General features: G+C 44.1%; 17 protein-coding genes. 6 read left to right on the forward strand and 11 right to left on the reverse strand.

From position 1 onward, the window contains the following. Positions 1-338 precede the first annotated feature (338 nt). Positions 339-2,381 (reverse strand): TonB-dependent receptor family protein, encoded by a 2,043-nt coding sequence (locus AABW11_RS10350; protein WP_340105010.1) that lies wholly within the window; start codon positions 2,379-2,381, stop codon positions 339-341. 157 nt (positions 2,382-2,538) lie between these two features. Here AABW11_RS10350 and AABW11_RS20115 point away from each other — a divergent pair, with 157 nt between their 5' ends. The 4 genes from AABW11_RS20115 to mltG all read left to right on the forward strand — a co-directional run bounded on the left by AABW11_RS20115 (position 2,539) and on the right by mltG (position 4,880). Next, positions 2,539-2,766, forward strand: coding sequence for a DUF2752 domain-containing protein (locus tag AABW11_RS20115; protein WP_445263753.1), 228 nt, complete (start codon positions 2,539-2,541; stop codon positions 2,764-2,766). Next, positions 2,763-3,110: a TM2 domain-containing protein gene (locus tag AABW11_RS10355; RefSeq protein ID WP_340105011.1), complete on the forward strand. Its 348-nt coding sequence runs from the start codon at positions 2,763-2,765 to the stop codon at positions 3,108-3,110. The genes AABW11_RS20115 and AABW11_RS10355 overlap by 4 nt, the downstream gene beginning before the upstream one ends. Before the next feature lie 11 nt (positions 3,111-3,121). Further along, complete coding sequence (locus AABW11_RS10360; RefSeq protein ID WP_340105012.1) at positions 3,122-3,670, forward strand: HD domain-containing protein; 549 nt, start codon at positions 3,122-3,124, stop codon at positions 3,668-3,670. A gap of 148 nt (positions 3,671-3,818) precedes the next feature. Next, the gene (mltG, locus tag AABW11_RS10365) at positions 3,819-4,880 is read left to right on the forward strand and encodes an endolytic transglycosylase MltG (RefSeq protein WP_340105013.1); all 1,062 of its coding nucleotides are present in this window, start codon (positions 3,819-3,821) and stop codon (positions 4,878-4,880) included. A 165-nt stretch (positions 4,881-5,045) separates the two neighbouring features. Here mltG and AABW11_RS10370 read toward each other — a convergent pair whose 3' ends face one another. The 10 genes from AABW11_RS10370 to AABW11_RS10415 form a co-directional block, all read right to left on the reverse strand. Beyond that, positions 5,046-6,773, reverse strand: a complete 1,728-nt coding sequence (locus tag AABW11_RS10370; RefSeq protein ID WP_340105014.1) for an ABC transporter substrate-binding protein — start codon at positions 6,771-6,773, stop codon at positions 5,046-5,048. Positions 6,774-6,892: 119 nt separating this feature from the next. Next, the gene (gene guaA / locus AABW11_RS10375) at positions 6,893-8,443 is read right to left on the reverse strand and encodes a glutamine-hydrolyzing GMP synthase (RefSeq protein ID WP_340105015.1); all 1,551 of its coding nucleotides are present in this window, start codon (positions 8,441-8,443) and stop codon (positions 6,893-6,895) included. Between the two features lie 19 nt (positions 8,444-8,462). Beyond that, positions 8,463-8,843, reverse strand: coding sequence for a glycine cleavage system protein GcvH (gene gcvH, locus AABW11_RS10380; protein WP_340105016.1), 381 nt, complete (start codon positions 8,841-8,843; stop codon positions 8,463-8,465). Between the two features lie 9 nt (positions 8,844-8,852). Then, positions 8,853-10,208 carry an acetyl-CoA carboxylase biotin carboxylase subunit gene (gene accC / locus AABW11_RS10385; protein WP_340105017.1) on the reverse strand — a complete coding sequence of 452 codons (1,356 nt, stop codon included), beginning with the start codon at positions 10,206-10,208 and terminating at the stop codon, positions 8,853-8,855. Positions 10,209-10,217: 9 nt separating this feature from the next. Then, on the reverse strand, positions 10,218-10,709 hold the full coding sequence (gene accB, locus AABW11_RS10390) for an acetyl-CoA carboxylase biotin carboxyl carrier protein (protein ID WP_340105019.1): 492 nt from the start codon (positions 10,707-10,709) through the stop codon (positions 10,218-10,220). An 18-nt stretch (positions 10,710-10,727) separates the two neighbouring features. Then, a complete protein-coding gene (gene efp, locus AABW11_RS10395) occupies positions 10,728-11,297 on the reverse strand; it encodes an elongation factor P (protein ID WP_340105020.1) in 570 nt (189 codons plus the stop codon). Between the two features lie 80 nt (positions 11,298-11,377). Then, positions 11,378-12,745, reverse strand: coding sequence for a sodium-dependent transporter (locus AABW11_RS10400; protein ID WP_340105021.1), 1,368 nt, complete (start codon positions 12,743-12,745; stop codon positions 11,378-11,380). A gap of 48 nt (positions 12,746-12,793) precedes the next feature. Next, positions 12,794-14,776, reverse strand: a complete 1,983-nt coding sequence (locus tag AABW11_RS10405; protein WP_340105023.1) for an alpha-amylase family glycosyl hydrolase — start codon at positions 14,774-14,776, stop codon at positions 12,794-12,796. 21 nt (positions 14,777-14,797) lie between these two features. Then, positions 14,798-16,828: a methionine--tRNA ligase gene (metG, locus tag AABW11_RS10410; RefSeq protein ID WP_340105024.1), complete on the reverse strand. Its 2,031-nt coding sequence runs from the start codon at positions 16,826-16,828 to the stop codon at positions 14,798-14,800. Between the two features lie 79 nt (positions 16,829-16,907). Next, positions 16,908-17,438: an RNA methyltransferase gene (locus AABW11_RS10415; RefSeq protein ID WP_340105025.1), complete on the reverse strand. Its 531-nt coding sequence runs from the start codon at positions 17,436-17,438 to the stop codon at positions 16,908-16,910. Between the two features lie 303 nt (positions 17,439-17,741). On the opposite strand from AABW11_RS10415, the gene greA reads away from it, so the two are divergent. Both greA and AABW11_RS10425 read left to right on the forward strand, forming a co-directional pair. Beyond that, positions 17,742-18,218 (forward strand): transcription elongation factor GreA, encoded by a 477-nt coding sequence (gene greA, locus AABW11_RS10420; protein ID WP_340105026.1) that lies wholly within the window; start codon positions 17,742-17,744, stop codon positions 18,216-18,218. Then, positions 18,218-19,552, forward strand: a complete 1,335-nt coding sequence (locus AABW11_RS10425) for a UDP-glucose dehydrogenase family protein (protein ID WP_340105027.1) — start codon at positions 18,218-18,220, stop codon at positions 19,550-19,552. Before greA ends, AABW11_RS10425 begins: the two co-directional genes overlap by 1 nt. Positions 19,553-19,575: the final 23 nt, after the last annotated feature.

Genomic DNA, 19,575 nt, shown 5'->3' on the forward strand with positions numbered 1-19,575 from the left:
AGCATCGGCATAAACAAGAGCATACCGAAACTGGATTGTTACAAAATCAATAGTCGATTAGTACTCACACACAGGATTCATCTTTTAAAGGTTCTAAGTTAGGTTATCGGCCGATTCGAAAAGATCTTAACGATACCTGCCCGGACAGATGATGTGCCTTGTCGGTTGATGTGAAACCGGATTATTTACAAAGAAGTATGTGCAGATTTATTTTGAATAATCCGGTTTAAACATCATGTAAGTATTTTTGTATTGGAGGAGTATCAGTTTAAATGAACAAGCAGATTAGAGTTCGTGGTGTATGACTCCCTCGGACGCTTGTGATTGACCATGACAGCTTAATTAAAGTTAAACTGTAAGCCGGCCTGTAGTGATCTGGAAGCTCCCGGTTCGTAATAAAATCCTCCAAATGCATTTATGTTGACGCTGGTCGCATATGTTACATCAAAAATGTTTCCAACGTTAACAAATGGCCGCAGTGCTGTATTTCCGCCCAACGGAATTGATTTCGTGGTCCACCGCAAGTTTGTGACCACATAGCTATCAGTTAGGGCGCTGTTCTGGCTGTCAGCCGGGTATCGTCCGGTATGCCTCGCTTCAAGCGTGAAACGTTGTGTGCCTGGATTTAGGGATAAAATAGCACCGCTCTGGAATGACGGAACACCGGGGAGATCATTTCCATCAAGATCACCCCCGTTGAACACGGCTCTCATCACGTTAGCCATGAGTTCAAGAGAATAGATCGGATGTGTTGTAAACTGAAAAGAGGTTTCAATCCCGTAGTGATCGCTAGTTCCCTCATTTCTAAAAAAAGTAGGTCCGCTTTCTTCGGTTTGAAAACTGACAAGTAAATCTTTTACCAGCATTCGGTACGCTGTTACATCATAGCGGGCATTCAGCGCCGGGAGGGTCCCCCGAACGCCGCTCTCGAAGCTAATAGTGCTTTCAGGGTCAACGTTTTGATTGAACCCGTTGCCACCGCCCGGCCGATTGACAAGTTCGGTGGTCGTCGGAGATTCAAATGAAGTGCTGAAATTGGCAAAGATCTGGGAATTATTGAATGTGTAGTTTAAGCCGAGGCTCGGATTTATTGAAAAGAAATCGCGTTCACCTTCAAGGTTGTTTCCAAGCCCGTCTTCTGCTTCAAATGTGATCCAGTCTGCCCGCAGACCGCCACTTAGAGTGAGAGCGTCTGATACCGGAATCCCTGTGCGCATAAAAATGGCGCTATTTACTACTGACTCCGTCTGCTCCACGCTAATTTGATCGCCCCGTTCTCCATTAATATTGTTTGTTTCTAAGCGGTCGTCTGACTGTATTTTAAATTCAGCACCGGCGTCAAGTCTGAAGGGTAAGGATTTAAACGAGAAAATTCCCCTTCCGCCTCCTGCGTAGCGTTCAACACCGATAAACCCAAATGGCAGTGGGTTTTCAACGTCCCGGTATGTCCCGTGTGTAGTTACTTCCAAGACACCCGTTGAAAATGTGTGCAGGTAAGACAGTCCCAGCATTGCCTGATCAAAATTTTTACCGGCATTTGAGTTTCTAAAATTATCTCGTGCATTTTTTGGGTCGTTCTCAAGCTGAGATTCAGTCAAAGCTCCGGGATGCTGAGCTTTGGGCATAGAGGTATAATTAGCATTCAGCGTTAATCGTCCGTTATCGGATACGCTGTGTTCGAGTCCAATACTGCTTCTGAAAAGTTGTGCAGCGCTGTAGTTTCTGTATCCTTCGGTCTCAAAGTAGGTTGTATAGCCGTAAATTCTTGAGCGCTCATTTGCGTAGTTCCATTGCAGCTCCTGTTTCAATGTTCCAAAACTGCCACCATACCCGCGATACTGTAGGAGCGGAGCATTGCGTTGCGGAACAGTTGAGAGATGCAGAACACCGCCACTCGAATTTCCCCAAAATGTTGCGGAAGGGCCGCGTAATAGCTCAATCTTTCTTACCATCGCAGGATCAATCATACTCATGATCGTCTGACCGTCAGCCACCGTCAGCGGCAGATCATCGAGTAATACCTGTACACCGCGCACGCCGAATGGCGACCTCCACCCTAGACCACGAATAGACATTCTCTCACCAAGCGCATAATTTTCCCGATTACTAATAGTGACGCCAGGAATAGTGAATGTTAAATCATCCATCGTTACCGCCGGTCTTGCCGCCATCTCTTCTGCATTTCTAAGTCGATAGCTTAGCGACATAGGAGCAGCATCAATTGAAATAGGAGAATATGTAGCTTCAATGACGACCGGTTCAAGTTCTCCTCTTAAAGAATCCGGAATGGTTTGTGCGTAAGTCGCTGATGCAAAAATGAATGGGATAGTAGCAGATGAGATAAAAACAAATTTTAAAAACCTTCGTAGAGTGTTGTACATTAAGACGTTTTATCCGTTAGATTTCGGGTAATAGATGTTGGAGACAAATTAATGTATAATTCCAAGATTTACATATACTATGAGAATCTCTGAATCATTCCAATCATACTTTTTTTTACATTGTGAGTGGATTTTACTTTCGGGTGCACTTATAACCATGGTATTTTTGAACCCATATGAGAATGGACAGACACTCTGTTTGTTTGAAATAGCTGGAATCACTTTTTGTCCAGGTGAAGGGTTTGGCCGGTCGGTTGCTTTGATGGCAAGAGGGGAATGGATAGAATCTTTTCGGATGCATCCACTCGGTATTCCCGGATCAGCTATTATTATGCATCGAATTTACAGCATTATCATACGTAATCAATCAATCAAATCATTATGATGAAAGAAGCTTTAAAGCATTTTCCGGAACTTGAAGGTGAGGAACTCCAATATATTTCAAATTGTATTGAGGATTTATCTAAAGAGGAGCTGGAGCTGTTTAAATCTATTTACAGGGCCCGGAGAAAAGATCCCATTGTTTTTATGATCATGATACTGCTTGGTCTGTTAGGCGTTGCCGGGGTTCACAGGTTTTTTATCGGGCACATCGGCATCGGTATCCTCTTTCTCTTAACGGGCGGTTTATGTTTGATTGGTACTGTTGTGGATCTGATCAACTATAAAAGTATCAGCTTTGAATATAACCGGAAAATAGCCAGAGACGCGCTGAATCAAATTAAATAGTACATGAAACCATGACACCTGACAGACTTACTTCCCGTAATTTATTGCATTCCTACGTCACGTCAGATAGCCTGAAGCTCCACAGCAAAATGGTGGCAACTGTAATGGAAGGCTACGCGCGAAAACTAGAGAAACCTGACGATACGGTCGATACCTGGTGGACAGCCGGCCTTCTTCACGATCTGGACTGGGAGAAGTTCCCAGATGAGCATCCAAAAAAGGCAGTGAAGGAAATATTACCTGAGCATAATTATTCGGAAGATATTATCCGGGCTGTGGAAGCTCATGCTCCTGACCGTACGGGCCGTAAACCAAAAACAGAGATTGAACGTTATCTATTTGCTTGTGACGAAATCAGCGGTTTTATGAAGGCAGTAGCACTTATGCGCCCAAATGGATTTTCCGATATGAAAGTTAAATCAGTCACAAAAAAGCTGAAGGACAAAAAATTTGCTGAGAATGTACCAAGGGAAGACGTTAAAACCGGAGCGGAACTGATTGGTTTAGAATTGAGAGATCATATACAGAATCTTATTACGTTTTTTAAAGATAAGTATTGAGAATTTGTCGGGGCCTTATATAAGAATTGTTTCCGCAATCGGTTTGTTTATATATTTCCGCAATCGGTTTGTTTATATAACTGAGAAACGCAGAGGACAATAGAGGCTGCTAATTTATGAAAGTCTCTTTTTTAACCATTTATACAGTATGATTTATTTTAAATTCAGAGAGTTTTTGGCAGCTCTTCTTATTCTTTTAATAGGTTTTACAGCGGTGTTTGGCACGCGTTATACCCGGCTTTACAGCGAAGATTCTATCACTACAGATGGTACAGTTGAACTGCTTGTGTATGAACGCATTGGCTTTGAAGAACTTCACACGTCTCTTGATTCTCTTAACGTTGATGTGGACTACGAAGAATTCAAGTGGGCAGCCAATTTACTCGGATGGCGTTCATTCAGGCCCGGCCGCTATGAAATAAATTCAGCTATTTCCTATCCAGAATTATTATCAAACCTTGCACGAGGTATTCAGGATCCGGGTAACGTTGTGGTTCATAGTGGCATAACGCCTGAACTCCTGTCAGAACGGCTTGCAAATCAGCTTCAGGCGGACTCACTCTCATTTTTAAAATTATTTACTGATAGCTCTGTAGTGGCAAGAGAACTTGGATTGACAGGAGAAGAGCTGTTCTCGAGAATGCTACCGAATACGTATCAAATGTATTGGACAAGCTCACCAGATGCAGTGGTCAGACGAATTTATAGGGAGTTTGAGCAAAATGTGGCAAATGAACTGGCGCAGGAAATTGCACGCAGTTCATTTTCGCTTGGTGAAGTCATCACACTGGCATCAATTGTTGAATGGGAAGCAAAAGATGCGAACGAGAAAGCGAGAATCAGCGGTCTATACCAAAATCGGATTAAACGGAATATGCGTCTTCAGGCAGATCCTACCGTTCTATATGCTCTGGGTGAGCGCCGCCGGCTTTTATATGAAGACTACACATATGAACATCCCTACAATACCTATATGAACGCAGGCTTGCCCCCGGGCCCGATTACAAATCCTGATCTGCGTTCAATTCGAGCCGTTCTGAATCCCGAGGAACACGACTACTTATTTATGGTGGCTACGCCCGAGGGTAATCACGATTTTAATGAAACGTTTGACGAACATAGGGAGTCAAGCGAAAACTGGCGGCGCTGGATTCGCGAACAGTACAGGATTAAACGTCAGGTAGAGAGAGAAGAGGCAATTAACCAGTAGTTGTTAAGCTGATAGGTGGTAGTTGGTTGTGTCAATGATGTAACATCTCGGAGGCACAGGACGAATCTTTAGAAGAATTAAGTCATAGAGGATCAATCAATCGTATAAAGTGGCTCCCAAGAGGTTATTTCATCTCAGACTGAGTATTTTAAAACTACCTGCGAATCATTCAGAAGACATTCCATTGATGGCTTGCGGGGTAAGCGCACGAATATATACATGCTGATTAATACGCTGACCATCCATGTTAATGCGAATCGCCAAACCATTGTAAGAATCCCTGTTCCGGATAATTTGAGTGAGTAATGCAGGATTTCCGGACTCAGACAAACTTTCAAACAGGTAGGTACCAATATCATACCCGAGCTTTGAAAATTGATCAGCTTCAAGGCCAAACCGGGTTTGAAAATCCTCTTCAAAGATTCTAACAGCACTTGTGTCGGCAGCTTCTCCAAACCCCTGGGAGTAATAAATTGCAAAATTTCTTTCTTGCCATGCTGAAAGGTTTGCGCTTTGCCATTCTTCAGAACCAAGGATTACCATATCACTGCCAAGTACTTCAAGATCTGTCATCAGCAAGTTGATTAGCGTATTGGCTGCTTGCCCGGTAAATGGTGCATAAATTCCTTCAGTTGGAATATAATTAAGTGAATCAATCTCCGTCTTATCAGTAGTGAAGACTTTGGTGAAATCAGTGAGATCGTAGCCCAGTGACGAAAAATCTTCCTCAATGTAGTAAGAGACGAACGCACCCAGTCGTTCTGCTTCATGCCTGAAACTTCGGGCTGATGCGGTGCCTAATGCCTCATTTGGTGTAATGACAGCAAGCGTATCAAGACCGAGTTGCCTGACGGCGTATCGGGCCATACGTTTTCCATGAACCTCAAATGTGGGGTTCATTTGAAACGTGTAGTTATAGTCCAGGTTGATCTCATCGGAATTAGCAAGGGGAGCAATCATTGGAACCATGTACTGCTCGGAAAGCCCAGCCATCCGTGAGGCAGTCTCAGAAAATAGCGGACCGATTACCGCGTCAGAAAATCCTTTCCATACAATATTGTGAAATGCTTTTGCCGTGGAATCGGGGTCGCGATGGGAGTTTCTGTAGTTCAGTGCTATTTTTTTGTCTGTGTACCTGCTGTTAAATTCTTCGGCTGCAAAAGTAATTCCGTAATACAAGTTTCTGGGTACAAGCATACCCGGCCCCGGGTCATCATTTGCGGGTAAAATTACACCTACGTTGTAGACCATTCCATCAGGAGTTGACAAAGCAGGAGCACCTAAACTATCGCTACCAGGCCTTGCTCGCCTGTTGAGTTCAGAAGCTATTGTTGCCCGCTGTTCATCATCGGTGATTCTCTCCAGAAAAACATTCACCAGCGCGGTATAGTCCAGATGATTGAATGTACCGTAGGAAGACGTAACTATATCTTTTGCGACTGCCTGATAATCCGTTGACTGAATAATTTCGAAACGCTGATCGAGCGTAAAAAACTGAAGTAGCTGCCTGTAAAATTGCTGAGCATCCACTTTTGCACGGCCGCGCTCCTCAGATATAATGAGCTCGTGCAGCAGGTCGATACTTTTTGAATAGTTTTTCATCCGAAAGTGGGATAGTCCGAGTGTGAAATCAGCTTCCTGTCGGTACGCTACCTCACGGGATGCCTCACTAGCTTGTTCAAGATAGCTATTTGCTTTCAGGTAGTTCTGAAGGTCAAAATGGCTTTTTCCGGCAAATAAAAGAGAACGTCCGTCATCGAGGGCTGTAAAAATTTCAAGAGCATCCTCGTATTGCTGCTGTTGATAAAGTTCTAATCCTTCTTCAAACGTTTGGCTGAAAGCAGAAACGGAAATGAGGGATATAAAAAATGTCAGAAGAGTAAATTGTTTCATGGAGGTCATTTGTGTTCAGTAAAATGAATACCAGAGAGATGAAAATGTTCCCAGTTTATTGACATGCGCTAGGTTGAAAGCGGGAAGCGCAAGAAGATAGAATAAATTTACAGAATGAACTATTCCCACTCAATTGTTGACGGTGGCTTAGAGCTGACATCGTACACAACCCGGTTAATACCTTTTACTTCATTAATAATTCGGTTGCTGACGATTGACAGGAAATCATAAGGCAGATGGGCCCAATCTGCCGTCATGCCGTCGAGACTTGTAACGGCTCTGAGGGCTATTGTGAATTCATATGTCCGTTCATCACCCATCACGCCAACCGATTGAATCGGAAGCAATACTGCAAGTGCCTGCCAGACCTCATCATAAAGATCGTGCTCACGCAGGGCGTCAATAAAGATAGCGTCGGCCTCACGCAGCAGTACAAGTCGTTCTTTTGTAATGTCAGCAATAATTCGAATTCCCAGGCCGGGGCCGGGAAAAGGATGCCGCCCAATAAACGATTCCGGAATGCCAAGTTCACGGCCAACATTACGAACTTCATCTTTGAAAAGCTCGCGAACGGGTTCAACAAGCGTCAGGTTCATTTTCTCAGGGAGCCCGCCTACATTGTGATGCGATTTAATAGTTGCAGACGGCCCCTTGAAGGAGATGCTTTCAATAACATCGGGGTAGAGAGTGCCTTGCGCTAAAAATGTGTATTTACCTTCATCGAGAACTTCCCTGTCAAACACATCAATAAACGTAGAACCGATAATCTTGCGTTTCTCTTCAGGATCAACAACTCCATTAAGATTATCAAGAAACTCCTGCGATGCATCAACGCCTTTTACAGGCAGATTTAAGTGCTCTCTGTAGGTGTTAAGTACATTCTGATATTCATTTTTTCGCAGAAGACCATTGTCTACGAAAATACACTGTAGCTGATTGCCGATCGCTTTGTGAAGAAGCGTGGCAACTACAGTTGAGTCAACGCCACCGGACAGGGCGCAAAGTACGTTTTCATCGCCAACCTGGTCCCTAATGTCCCGAATTTGAGTTTCGATGAATGATGCGGCGGTCCAGGTTCTTGAACATCCGCAAATATCATCAACAAAATTTTTGAAAATGGTTTTCCCTTCATCTGTATGTACAACTTCGGGATGAAACTGAACGCCGTATATCTCCTTTTCATTATGCCGAACGGCTGCAACCGGCGCATTAGATGTATGAGCTATTGGCCTGTAGGAGTCCGGGAGATCTTTAATATGATCGCCGTGACTCATCCAGACTGTTGACTGTGATTCCAGATCTTTAAGCAGATCAGAATTGTCATCAACAAGCAGAGTGGCCCGTCCAAACTCTCGTTTTTCTGCTTTTTCAACAGCACCGGGATGTATGGCGTGGGCAAGTGACTGAAGGCCATAACAAATTCCAAGAACAGGCAGGTCCAGTTCCAGGTAGTCCAGATTCAACTCCGGGGCGTCATCATCGTATACGCTGCTTGGTCCGCCGGATAAAATTATACCGCTGGGGGGATGGTTTTTAAACGTGTCGGGATCTGTGTTGAACGGATGTATTTCGCAGTATACATTCAGTTCACGAATACGCCGGGCAATGAGTTGCGTGTATTGAGATCCAAAGTCGAGGATTAAAATCCAGTCATCAGTAAGTGAATTCATTCAGTAATATTGTCCGTCATTAATCAATTACATCCTGGTAATCATCGGCCGATAAGAGCTCCTCAACCTGAGATGCATCGGAAACTTTTATTTTCACCATCCAGCCTTTATCGTACGGATCGTTATTGACCAGTTCCGGGTCGTCTTCGAGATCCTCGTTTACTTCAACGATTTCTCCGTCTACGGGGGCAAACAGTTCAGACACTGTTTTAACAGCTTCAACGGTGCCAAAAACCTCATCTTTATCAAACTCAAACCCTTCCGGTTCGAGCTCAACAAATACGATATCTCCAAGTTCACCTTGTGCAAAATCGGTAATTCCAACCGTCACGGTTCCATCGCCATTGTCGCGAATCCACTCGTGTTCCTGAGTATATTTAAGATCTGATGGTATGTTCATGGTGCTCCGTTAGTGTTCCTTGTCTGGATTAAATTTGAAAGAATTTTCAAGATATTTTGTGTTGAATTCACCAGTCTGAAATCCTTTATCATCCATCAACTGCAGATGGTACGGAATCGTAGTTTTGATTCCCTCCACAATAAACTCCTGAAGGGCGCGTCGCATCCTTTTGATGGCTTCATCGCGGGTGGGGGCGCTTACAATTAGCTTGGCAATCATGGAATCGTAGTGCGGCGGAATCTTGTAGCCTGCATACGCATGAGTATCCACACGGGTACTGTGTCCGCCCGGTATATTGAATGCAGTGGCAGTTCCGGCGGTTGGCCTGAAATTATGGGCCGGATCTTCAGCATTGATTCTGCATTCAATTGCGTGGCCGCGAATCTTCAGGGGAGATGTGTCAATTTTATCACCGTAAGCAACCCTGATCTGTTCTTTCACGAGATCAATATAAGTGATTTCCTCAGTAACCGGATGCTCAACCTGGATTCGGGTATTCATCTCCATGAAGTAAAAGTTGAGGTCTTTATCCACAAGGAATTCGATCGTTCCGGCACCTTCGTAATTGATCGCTTTACCTGCTTTAACGGCTGCGGCTCCCATTCGTTCGCGCAGTTCCGGAGTAGCAATAGGCGATGGGGCTTCTTCGAGCATTTTTTGGTGGCGCCGCTGAAGTGAACACTCCCGTTCGCCCAGGTGAATAACATTTCCATGCTGGTCACCCAAGATTTGAATTTCGATGTGGCGCGGATTCTCCACAAATTTTTCGATATAAACATCAGGATTGCCGAACACTGTAGAGGCTTCATTCCGGCAGGTATCGTACGATTGTTTAAATTTCACCTCGCTCTCTACAACTCGCATTCCGCGTCCGCCGCCACCCGCACTGGCTTTTATTATTAGTGGAAAGCCGGTTTGTTCGGCTACTTTTTGGGCTTCTTCGTAGGTAGATACGATCCCATCAGACCCGGGTACAACCGGAACGCCGCTTTCAATCATGGTAGCTTTTGCCGTGGCTTTGTCACCCATTTTGGCAATCATCTCGGGAGATGGGCCAATAAATTTCAGTTCGTGCTCAGCACAAATCCGGCTGAATTCAGCATTTTCGGATAGGAATCCATAGCCGGGGTGAATGGCTTCAGCATTCGTAATTTCAGCGGCCGCAAGAATAGACGGTATTTTAAGATAGCTTTCTTTACTGGACGGCGGGCCAATACACACGGCTTCGTCAGCAAATTTTACATGGAGGGAGTCCTGATCAGCTGTGGAGTAGACCGCAACTGTTTTTATTCCCATCTCTTTACAGGTTCGAATGATCCGAAGAGCAATTTCTCCTCTGTTTGCAACCAATATTTTATTAAACATGGGCAGGGGTTACGATTTTTTGATAATAAATAACGGCTGGTCGAATTCAACAGGCTGCCCATCGTCAACGATGATTTTTTCTACAGTGCCTGAAAATTCCGCATCAATTTCGTTCATTATTTTCATCGCTTCAATGATGCAGAGGGTGTCTCCGGCATTCACTTTGTCGCCGACCTTAACAAACGGATCAGAATCGGGGGACGCTGCTTCATAAAATGTTCCAACAATCGGAGACTTCACAACTTCACCCTCAGGCTGAGATTTGCTTTCGCTGGTGCCGCTTTCTTGCTGTGAAGGAGCTGCAGCTGCCTGTTGGCCTGTTTGTGGCTGCGATTGAGGAGCAACCTGTGGCTGTGACGGTATCTGGTACTGCAGATTAGCCGCCGGGGAATCCGATTGTTTTTTTACCTTTATTTTGAAATCCCCTTCTTCTATGGAAACTTCATTAACGTCGCTGTCTGAAATTAAATCAAGAAGGTTTTTAACTAACTTTAAGTCCATAATAGTAATCGGTTATTTTTATTTAGCTCGTTCGAGATATTCACCCGTCCGGGTGTCAACCTTGATTTTTTCACCCTGATCAATAAACAAGGGTACTTGAATTACGGCTCCCCCGGAGATTGTAGCGGGTTTGCTGCCACCCTGGGCCGTATCACCTTTTAATCCCGGATCAGTATCAATGACTTCAGCTTCTATTTGATCAGGGGGTTCTGCATACAAAATTTTATCGTTCTCAACATCTATTACAAGCGTGCAAACCATGCCATCAGAGATGTATTTCTCTTTCTCTACCCGATCTTCTTCAAGGGGCACCTGCTCATACGTTTCCTGATGCATGAAAAAGTACATATTGCCATCTTGGTAAAGAAATTGGTAAGGATGACTTTCTATCCTGACAGATTCAACATTTTCGCCTGACCGAAAAGTTTTTTCAATATTCTTTTCATTAACAACACCTTTCAGCTTTGTGCGGACAAATGCAGGGCCTTTACCCGGTTTTACATGTTGAAATTCAACAATTGTGTAGATCTCACCATCCAGGACGATGTTGAGTCCGTTTCGAAAATCAGAGGTACTAATTTTTGCCATAGAAATACGTAATTATAGATTTTGAACAAAAATACTGCAGTTGTTGATTGATAACAAACCTGTCTTTTGACCCGGGTAAATCAACTGCTGAAATAATTATTATAAATGGTTTGAATGAGGATGATGAGGATAATTAAAGGACAAACAAATTTAACGAATACAGTCCATGCTTTAGCAAAGAACGTGTCTTTCACATTTTCATATCCATGTTTTATCTCTTCAATTGCGTTCTCGGTTTTCCAAACATATCCAAGGAATATGCAAATGAGCAACCCGCCAAGGGGTAATCCAATTACGCTAAAAGTAAAGTCGATCGTATCAATGAGGGCTGTGTTGAATGATATAATTAGTGATATAACCAAAATTCCGAGCCCAACGTAAAGGGCTGCGCTTTTTCTTTTGATTTTGTGTTCATCAATTACATAAGAAACCGGTACTTCAAGCAGTGAGATAGTAGAGGTGAGGGCGGCAATACTAAGCAATGAGAAGAAAAGTACGCCAAATAAAAGGCCCGTAATTCCGCCCATCTGGGCAAACAGTTCAGGCAGAAGCTGGAAGATTAAGGCGGGACCAGCGAGGAAATTTCCTTCCGCATCAAAAATCTGAACGCCTTCGGCCTGGGCCATATAAATAGTCGGAAGAATCAGCAGGCCTGCAAGGAATGCAATACCTACATCGGCGAGTGTTACGAAACCCGCGGCTTCAGCTATATTTTCTTTTTTACCCAGGTAGGAGCCGTAGGTGATAATGGCGCCCATTCCCAGCGAGAGAGAGAAGAAGGCCTGACCCATTGCTGCTAAAATGAGTTCCATATCAATCATAGAGAAATCGGGGTAGAGATATATTTCGATCCCTTCGCCTGCCCCCGGCTGAAAGAGGACATATACGGTCATTATCACTAGAATAATAAGCAGCATCGGCATCATTAATTTTGTGGCACGTTCTATACCATTACTTACGCCACCCCGAATTATTCCAATGGTACAGGCCATAAAAAGAATAGCAAATACAGCGTTTACATAGCCGTTTTCAAAATCGGCCAGGAAACTCGCCACTTCAAACATTTCTGCATATACAAATATTTCGACAAATACATGGCTGAAAGTCCAGCCGGCTATAACGGTGTAGAATGAAAGTATCATTACGCCACAAAGCACGCCCCATATACCCACAAGAGGAAAGAACTTATTGGTACTTAAAGAGCGAAAGGCCCCCACCGGATTTTTCTTTGAGCTACGGCCAATCGACATTTCAGCAATCATAACCGGGAAACCAATTAAAAAACAGCAGGCAAGATAAATGAGCAAGAAAGCTGCGCCACCATTTGAGGCGGCTTCTGTTGGGAATCTCCAAATATTGCCTAATCCAACAGCAGATCCTGCAGCCGCAAGTATAAAACCTAGTTTTGAATCCCAGTTTCCACGGGGAGTTGTGGGTATGTCAGCCAAATTTTACTCCGAATATATAGTTAAGTTTTAAAGAATGCCCGGTAAATATTAATGGCGAAATTTTCGGAAAATAACTCCGCTTTTCGCAGGGACATTAACATCACCGCTTAAGATATCAAATGACTGCGAGGATGCAATTTGTTTATTTGCTATTAGTTCCCATGAGCCTTCCGGCAGGTTATGGTTAATTGAGTCTGCCCAGTTGGCATTTAAAATGATAAAGTAATCATACATATCACCCGAGGCCGTCCCTTTAATGTAAAAACTAATCAGTAATGGGTTGTCGAAGTGGTCGAAAGTAATTTCTTCAGGATTTGCTTTTCGAAGAGCAGGGGATGAGAGCCGGATATCGATTAATCCGCGATAGTAGTTAAACAGGTCACGATTCAAATTGAGAACTTCGAAATTGAGCCAGTTTGTGGCATTATCTTTTTGATAGCTGTTGTGGTCAATTTTGCCAACATCAGGATCTTCGACGTCCGCTTCAACTATGATTTTTGAACGCCCGAATTCCTGTCCTGCATGTATCATGGTCATACCCTGTGCGGAAAATAGAGTAATCGCGGCCAATTTTGCATGATCCATTTGCTGCTCGTTCAATTTATTGAATGCGAGCGGATTTTTGATCACCTTATCCTGCAGCTGAGGATTTAAGCCAATACGGATGAAGTCTGCAAGTGTGTAACCATCATGGCTTTCAAGGTAGTTGACGCTATGCGCTGAAGTGTCAAAAAGGCCTCCATCGCCTTCTTTTAATGTACCTCGAATAATATTTTCGAGACGTCCGCGACTGGTTTCATGCTGCCATTCTGAGAAAATATAGCCTCTGTCGTGCTGTGGGTCCGAGCCTTTCATGCTATTTCTTATCCTGTCGTTCCAGGATGCCCAATCGTAATCAGAAAACTCAGCGGGAGCATAATGGCCTCCCCACGGTTCTGCGATCAATACGATACGTGTATCTAATTCATGAAGGGTGCGACGAATAGCCCCCCATGTTTCCATATCGAGCAGGGCAGCCAGGTCGAACCGGAATCCATCAATGTGAAATTCTTCGACCCAGTATTTGAGCGAGTCAAGAATAAGCTGCCGCGCAATGGGCTCCTCAGACTTATATTCGTTACCTGTGCCACTGCGGTTCATCAGCTTGCCTTTATCATTGTATCGCAGGTAGGTATGCGGACAGAGATGCGTATGCGGATTTCTGTCGAAAAGGGAGGTGTGATTATAGACGACATCCATCAAAACAGTGATGCCATGCTTGTGAAGCTCTTTAACCATTTCTTTGAACTCAGAAACGGCTGCCGTGGTATATCCCCGAATTTTACCTGTTCCGTCAGATGACAGTGAATTTTCCGGGACAAAAAAGAAGGAGGTCATGTAACCCCAATAATTTTCTGCATAGGGATTCCAGGAATTGAAAAAGCCTTCGTCTGTTTCTTCGCCGTAGGGCGGCTCAACCGGTGCAAACTTTTGAAGAGGTAAAAACTCCACACAGTTTACGCCCAGCTTTTTAAGATGAGCGATACCGCCTTTTTGATTGAGGTCAATAAACTTTTGGTAGAATCCCTCACCTGACGCACCACTGCTATCATGTGCTGTGGTGTCTTTTAGGTGGGTCTCGTAAATAACAAGGTCGCGCGGATCGTCCGGGTAACAGTGCTGATCCTTTTCCCAGTCAAAGGCATCCTCAAATATGTAAGATTTTCCCCGCTGGTCGTATTTGTCATTTACTGTAACGTGTAAGCTGTATGGATCTGCGAAGAGTTTACCACGGTAAGGGTTCTTCTCTTCAATCTCTTCGGGATGCTCCACATAATAACCGTACCACTTGCCCGTCAGATTTTTGTCAATCGTCAGGTGCCAATAGCCATCATCGTCTTGTTCCATGTCGTAGCGTGAACCTGAGGAATCCTCATAATCGTCAAATACTTCACACTCTACATGTTGGGCATCGTTACAGTAGAAACAAAATTTAGTTTCTGACTCTCCAATGGTCACACCGGGTATATAACTACTTTCTTTTACATCCATAGATTTATTGAACTGATAGCATCATGTAATAGGACTGCCCGGCTCGGCGTCTGTTTCTACGAAATGCAATTGGTTTTCGGAATCTTCTCCCATAAGAATCATTCCATTACTTTCGATCCCCATCATTTTTTTAGGGGCAAGATTAGCAACTACACAAACAGATTTGCCGATGATCTCTTCAGGCGAGAAGAACTCTGCTATTCCGGAAAGGATAGTTCGTTTATCGAAGCCCATATCGACGGATATCTGAATTAGTTTTTTTGATTTCTTTACTTTTTCAGCCTTAAGAATTTTTCCCGCCCTGAGGTCTAACGACATAAAGTCATCAAACGTAGTTGTCTTTTTCAGAGGTGGAAAATTTGTTTCCTTGCCGGTCGGGGCTGCCGATTTATCGTTTAACTTCTGAATTTCATTTTCTACCACATCGTCTTCAATTTTGTGGAAAAGTATTTCCTGCTCGGCAACAAGGTGCCCCGCCGGCACAAGATGATCATTTATTTGTTCCCATGGGGTTTGATGGGGTATGCCAAGTTGTTCACGAAGCAATGCCATTTTTTTGGGCATCACCGGTTGAAAAAGCAGGCTTAATGCACCACAGATTTGTGTACAGACATAGAGTGTATTTTTGCAGCGCTGGGGTTCCTCTTTTCGTGTTTTCCAGGGCTCCGTTTCCGTAAAATACCGGTTGCCGGTTCTGGCAAGGTTCATTGTTTCTGCAATAGCTTCCCGGAACTTAAAACTATCATAAGCTCTTTGAATCAGCTCTTTCTGCTGGTTGATGGCTGCAAGAGCCGCTATATCTGTATCGCTAAGATCGTCGGGTGCGGGAACCTCTCCATCAAAAAACCGCTGGGTGAAACTGGTTGTTCGGTACACAAAATTTCCAAGAATGTCTGCCAGTTCACTATTAACCCTCACCTGGAAATCTTTCCATGAAAAATCAGAATCTTTTGTTTCAGGTAGAGTGGATCCCAGGACATATCGAAGCAAATCGGGCTCAAAATCATCCATATAGTCATCAAGCCAAACGGCCCACCCTTTTGATGTAGAGAGCTTTCGGCCCTCAAGGTTTAGGAATTCGTTGGCCGGTACATTGTCAGGCAGTACATATTTTCCGTACTGTTTGAGAATGGCCGGAAACATGATGCAGTGAAAAACGATGTTGTCCTTTCCAATAAAATGGATCAGTCTCGTGTCGTCATCTTGCCAATACGTTTTCCATAAATCGGGATCGCCCTGCTTTTCTGCCCATTCCTTGGTGGCCGAAATGTAGCCGATAGGTGCATCAAACCAAACGTAAAGAACCTTTCCATCAGCTTCGGGAAGAGGAACGGGAACACCCCAGGTGAGATCACGTGTAACAGCCCTGTCACTCAGGCCCGAGTTCAGCCAGCTTTTGCACTGGCCGGTTACATTTGCCTTCCAGTTATTGCGTGATTCGATCCAGCCCTCAAGCCAGTCTTGATAATTGCCAAGCGGCAGGTACCAGTGCTCGGTTTTTTTTGTGATGGGTTTATTGCCCGTAATGGCGCTGACCGGATCTATAAGATCAGTGGGGGAGAGCGATGATCCGCATTTTTCGCACTGGTCGCCATAGGCTTCACCATGTCCGCAAACAGGGCAGGTGCCTTTTACATACCGGTCTGGCAGAAACATATCAGCATCTTCATCATACAGCTGCTCTTCTGTTTTCTTTTTGAAAACCCCTTGTTCATTCAGCTTATTAAAAAAGTCCTGCGAGGTTTCCCGGTGAGTTTTTGAGGAGGTACGTCCGTAGTAGTCAAAATCAATCCCAAATCGATCAAACGTACTTTGGTTCTGGATGTGAAATTTATCAACAACCTGTTGTGGGGATATATCTTCTTTTTCCGCAGCAATTGTAATAGGAACCCCATGTTCATCTGATCCGCTAATGTGCAGAACGTCCTCTCCTTTAAGGCGAAGGTAGCGGGTGTAAAAGTCCGCAGGTAAATAAGCACCAGCCAGGTGGCCCAAATGGATCGGCCCGTTTGCATAGGGAAGTGCGGATGTAATAAGTGTTCGTTTTGGCATAAGTTTATAATCTTTCTGTAGGGCGCCGAAAATAACGTCTATTGGACAAATTTACCAATTTGGAAGCAAAAGATTCACATTAACTTAGAGATTGCACTTTCAGCAAAAATGCATACAGTGCCACACCGCAGGCCACTGAGACATTCAGGGAGTGCTTCATTCCAAATTGTGGTATTTCAACGGCGGTGTCGAGCAGGGGAATAATATCGGAATCGATGCCGGTGACTTCATTGCCGAGGATCAGGCAGATTTTCTGCGTTTCCGGTTTGAATTCCGAAAGCAGTTCACTGCGATTGGTTTGCTCCAGGCCGATAATTTGATAGCCGGTTTTTTTTAGATCTGTAATTGTCTGAAGCGGATTGTCGATTGCTTTCCAGACGACATGTTCCTCAGCTCCAATCGCAGTTTTTGTGATCTCCGGTCGCGGTGGCCGGGGTGTGTATCCCGACAGGTACATCTCTTTTACGCCAAATGCATCCGCATTTCGGAAAGCAGCCCCCACATTGTGTAGGCTTCTTACGTTATGAAGCCACAAGATAAAGTCGTCCTTCAGAGCAGATGATCTGGCTAAGTTCGCTTCTAAAATTTTCCGGGTTGAACGTTTCTTCAAAAGGGGAGATATATGATTAAAGCATTTATGGGTTGAATATACAAAGCTGACAAGAGCCCTTCACAATAATTCGTATAAGAATAAACAGGTGAGTATTAAAAACTGAGTTTTTATGCGCCTTAGGAATTAACACGGAGATGATGGGTTAAAGGAGATCTAACGAAAATTATGGTTGGGAAACAGCGCGGAACATCCTATTTTCTAAGTCTGTAAAAAAACCGAAAATATAGTACTTAGCAGTTTATGTAGACTGCTTTTTTATTTTAAATAATTAAGACCTGAAAAACAGAATCAATAGACGTTATGAAGAAAAATTATCTATCCCAGGAAGGATACGAAAAACTGGATAAAGAGCTGAGAGACCTGAAAACCCGAGGGCGAAAAGAAATTGCAAATGACATTGCCGAAGCCCGTGCCAAAGGTGACCTCAGTGAGAATGCCGAGTATGATGCGGCAAAAGAGGCTCAAGGGCATCTTGAATCCCGAATTGCAGAACTTGAAAACACGCTCGCTACTTCAAGCATTATAGATGAGAAGAATATTGACGATACTAAAGCATATCTCTTGTCTACGGTAACGATTCTAAATCATAATACGAATAAAGAGATGCAGTATACTCTTGTTTCCAAAGATGAGGCAGATTTTAAAGAAGGAAAAATTTCTGTGGATTCACCCATTGGCCAGGGAATCCTGGGTAACGAAGTAGGAGACGTCATTGAAGTGGATGTTCCTGCCGGCCAGCTAAAACTTGAAATCTTAAAAATTGAGCGTCTTAGATAATGAAAATTGCAGTAATTGGAACAGGATATGTTGGTCTCGTAAGCGGAACATGCTTTGCTGATAGCGGTAACGATGTCACATGCGTAGACATCGATGCAAAAAAAGTACAGCAAATGCGAAATGGTGTTGTTCCCATTTATGAGCCAGGACTAAACCGCGTGTTCGATCGCGCCATCAGAGAAAAGCGCCTATCATTTACCACCGACCTGGAAGAAGCCTTTAAAACAGCAGAGATTGTATTCCTTTGTCTGCCAACACCTCCCGGCGCTGATGGCCAGGCCGATCTCAGTTTTGTGCTCAATGTAGCCGATCAGCTGGGAGACTTGTTTAATAAATATCCCGATTATCGTGTGGTTGTTAATAAAAGTACGGTTCCGGTTGGCACTGCTGATAAAGTGAGTGAAAAGATCTCATCCAAAACAGATGCTGAATTCGACGTGGTCTCCAATCCGGAGTTTCTCAGAGAGGGTGCCGCTGTTGAAGATTTCATGAAACCTGAGCGTGTGGTTGTAGGAGCCGGCAGTGAACGTGCGGCAGATTTAATGACACGCCTATATGAGCCTTTTGTTCGAAGCGGGAATCCGATAATTATCATGGATGAGCGGAGTTCAGAACTCACGAAATATGCGGCAAACGCAATGCTGGCAACCAAGATCACATTTATGAATGAGATCGCCAATATCTGCGAAAAAGTGGGCGCCGATGTGGATAATGTCCGCCGCGGAATTGGGACAGACTCACGAATTGGAAAACGATTCCTGTTTGCCGGGATCGGGTATGGCGGCAGCTGCTTTCCAAAAGACGTGCAGGCCATTCATTACACAGCAGCTCAAAACGATTACAATTTCCAGATTCTCGATTCAGTAATGAAAGTGAATGAGAAGCAGAAAGTTTCTATTGTTGAAAAAATTAAATCATACTTCGGAGATTCTCTCAAAGGGAAAACCATCGGCATCTGGGGACTCAGTTTCAAACCTGAAACCGACGACATTCGTGAAGCACCATCGCTATACATCACTGAAGCTCTTGCGAAAGAGGGTGTGAAAATGAAAGCGTACGATCCCGAAGCTGTGGGTACGTTTAAAGCCGCGTCTTCAGACGATACGCTTGAGATGATAAATTTTGAAGAAGATCGCGACAGCGTTCTCAAAGGAATCGACGCTCTTGTTATTTGCACGGAATGGAACGAGTTCCGTCGGCCGGATTTTGAAAACTTTAAGAAGCAGATGAATGCACCGGTTATCTTTGACGGTCGAAATCTCTACAGTCTTGAGCGGGCAGAAGATGCCGGATTAACTTACTTCAGTGTTGGCCGCAAAGCAGTAGGCGCTTAATTTTTAACTGAGTTTTATAACTC

This window comes from Rhodohalobacter sp. 8-1 (assembly GCF_038150125.1).
Taxonomy (GTDB): Bacteria; Bacteroidota; Rhodothermia; order Balneolales; family Balneolaceae; genus SW132.

Bases quoted from the DNA above. Each gene is read 5' to 3' on its own strand.
- AABW11_RS10350 (WP_340105010.1), bottom strand. From the start codon at position 2,381: ATGTACAACACTCTACGAAGGTTTTTAAAATTTGTTTTTATCTCATCT.
- AABW11_RS20115 (WP_445263753.1), top strand. From the start codon at position 2,539: ATGGTATTTTTGAACCCATATGAGAATGGACAGACACTCTGTTTGTTT.
- AABW11_RS10355 (WP_340105011.1), top strand. From the start codon at position 2,763: ATGATGAAAGAAGCTTTAAAGCATTTTCCGGAACTTGAAGGTGAGGAA.
- AABW11_RS10360 (WP_340105012.1), top strand. From the start codon at position 3,122: ATGACACCTGACAGACTTACTTCCCGTAATTTATTGCATTCCTACGTC.
- mltG (WP_340105013.1), top strand. From the start codon at position 3,819: ATGATTTATTTTAAATTCAGAGAGTTTTTGGCAGCTCTTCTTATTCTT.
- AABW11_RS10370 (WP_340105014.1), bottom strand. From the start codon at position 6,773: ATGAAACAATTTACTCTTCTGACATTTTTTATATCCCTCATTTCCGTT.
- guaA (WP_340105015.1), bottom strand. From the start codon at position 8,443: ATGAATTCACTTACTGATGACTGGATTTTAATCCTCGACTTTGGATCT.
- gcvH (WP_340105016.1), bottom strand. From the start codon at position 8,843: ATGAACATACCATCAGATCTTAAATATACTCAGGAACACGAGTGGATT.
- accC (WP_340105017.1), bottom strand. From the start codon at position 10,208: ATGTTTAATAAAATATTGGTTGCAAACAGAGGAGAAATTGCTCTTCGG.
- accB (WP_340105019.1), bottom strand. From the start codon at position 10,709: ATGGACTTAAAGTTAGTTAAAAACCTTCTTGATTTAATTTCAGACAGC.
- efp (WP_340105020.1), bottom strand. From the start codon at position 11,297: ATGGCAAAAATTAGTACCTCTGATTTTCGAAACGGACTCAACATCGTC.
- AABW11_RS10405 (WP_340105023.1), bottom strand. From the start codon at position 14,776: ATGGATGTAAAAGAAAGTAGTTATATACCCGGTGTGACCATTGGAGAG.
- metG (WP_340105024.1), bottom strand. From the start codon at position 16,828: ATGCCAAAACGAACACTTATTACATCCGCACTTCCCTATGCAAACGGG.
- greA (WP_340105026.1), top strand. From the start codon at position 17,742: ATGAAGAAAAATTATCTATCCCAGGAAGGATACGAAAAACTGGATAAA.
- AABW11_RS10425 (WP_340105027.1), top strand. From the start codon at position 18,218: ATGAAAATTGCAGTAATTGGAACAGGATATGTTGGTCTCGTAAGCGGA.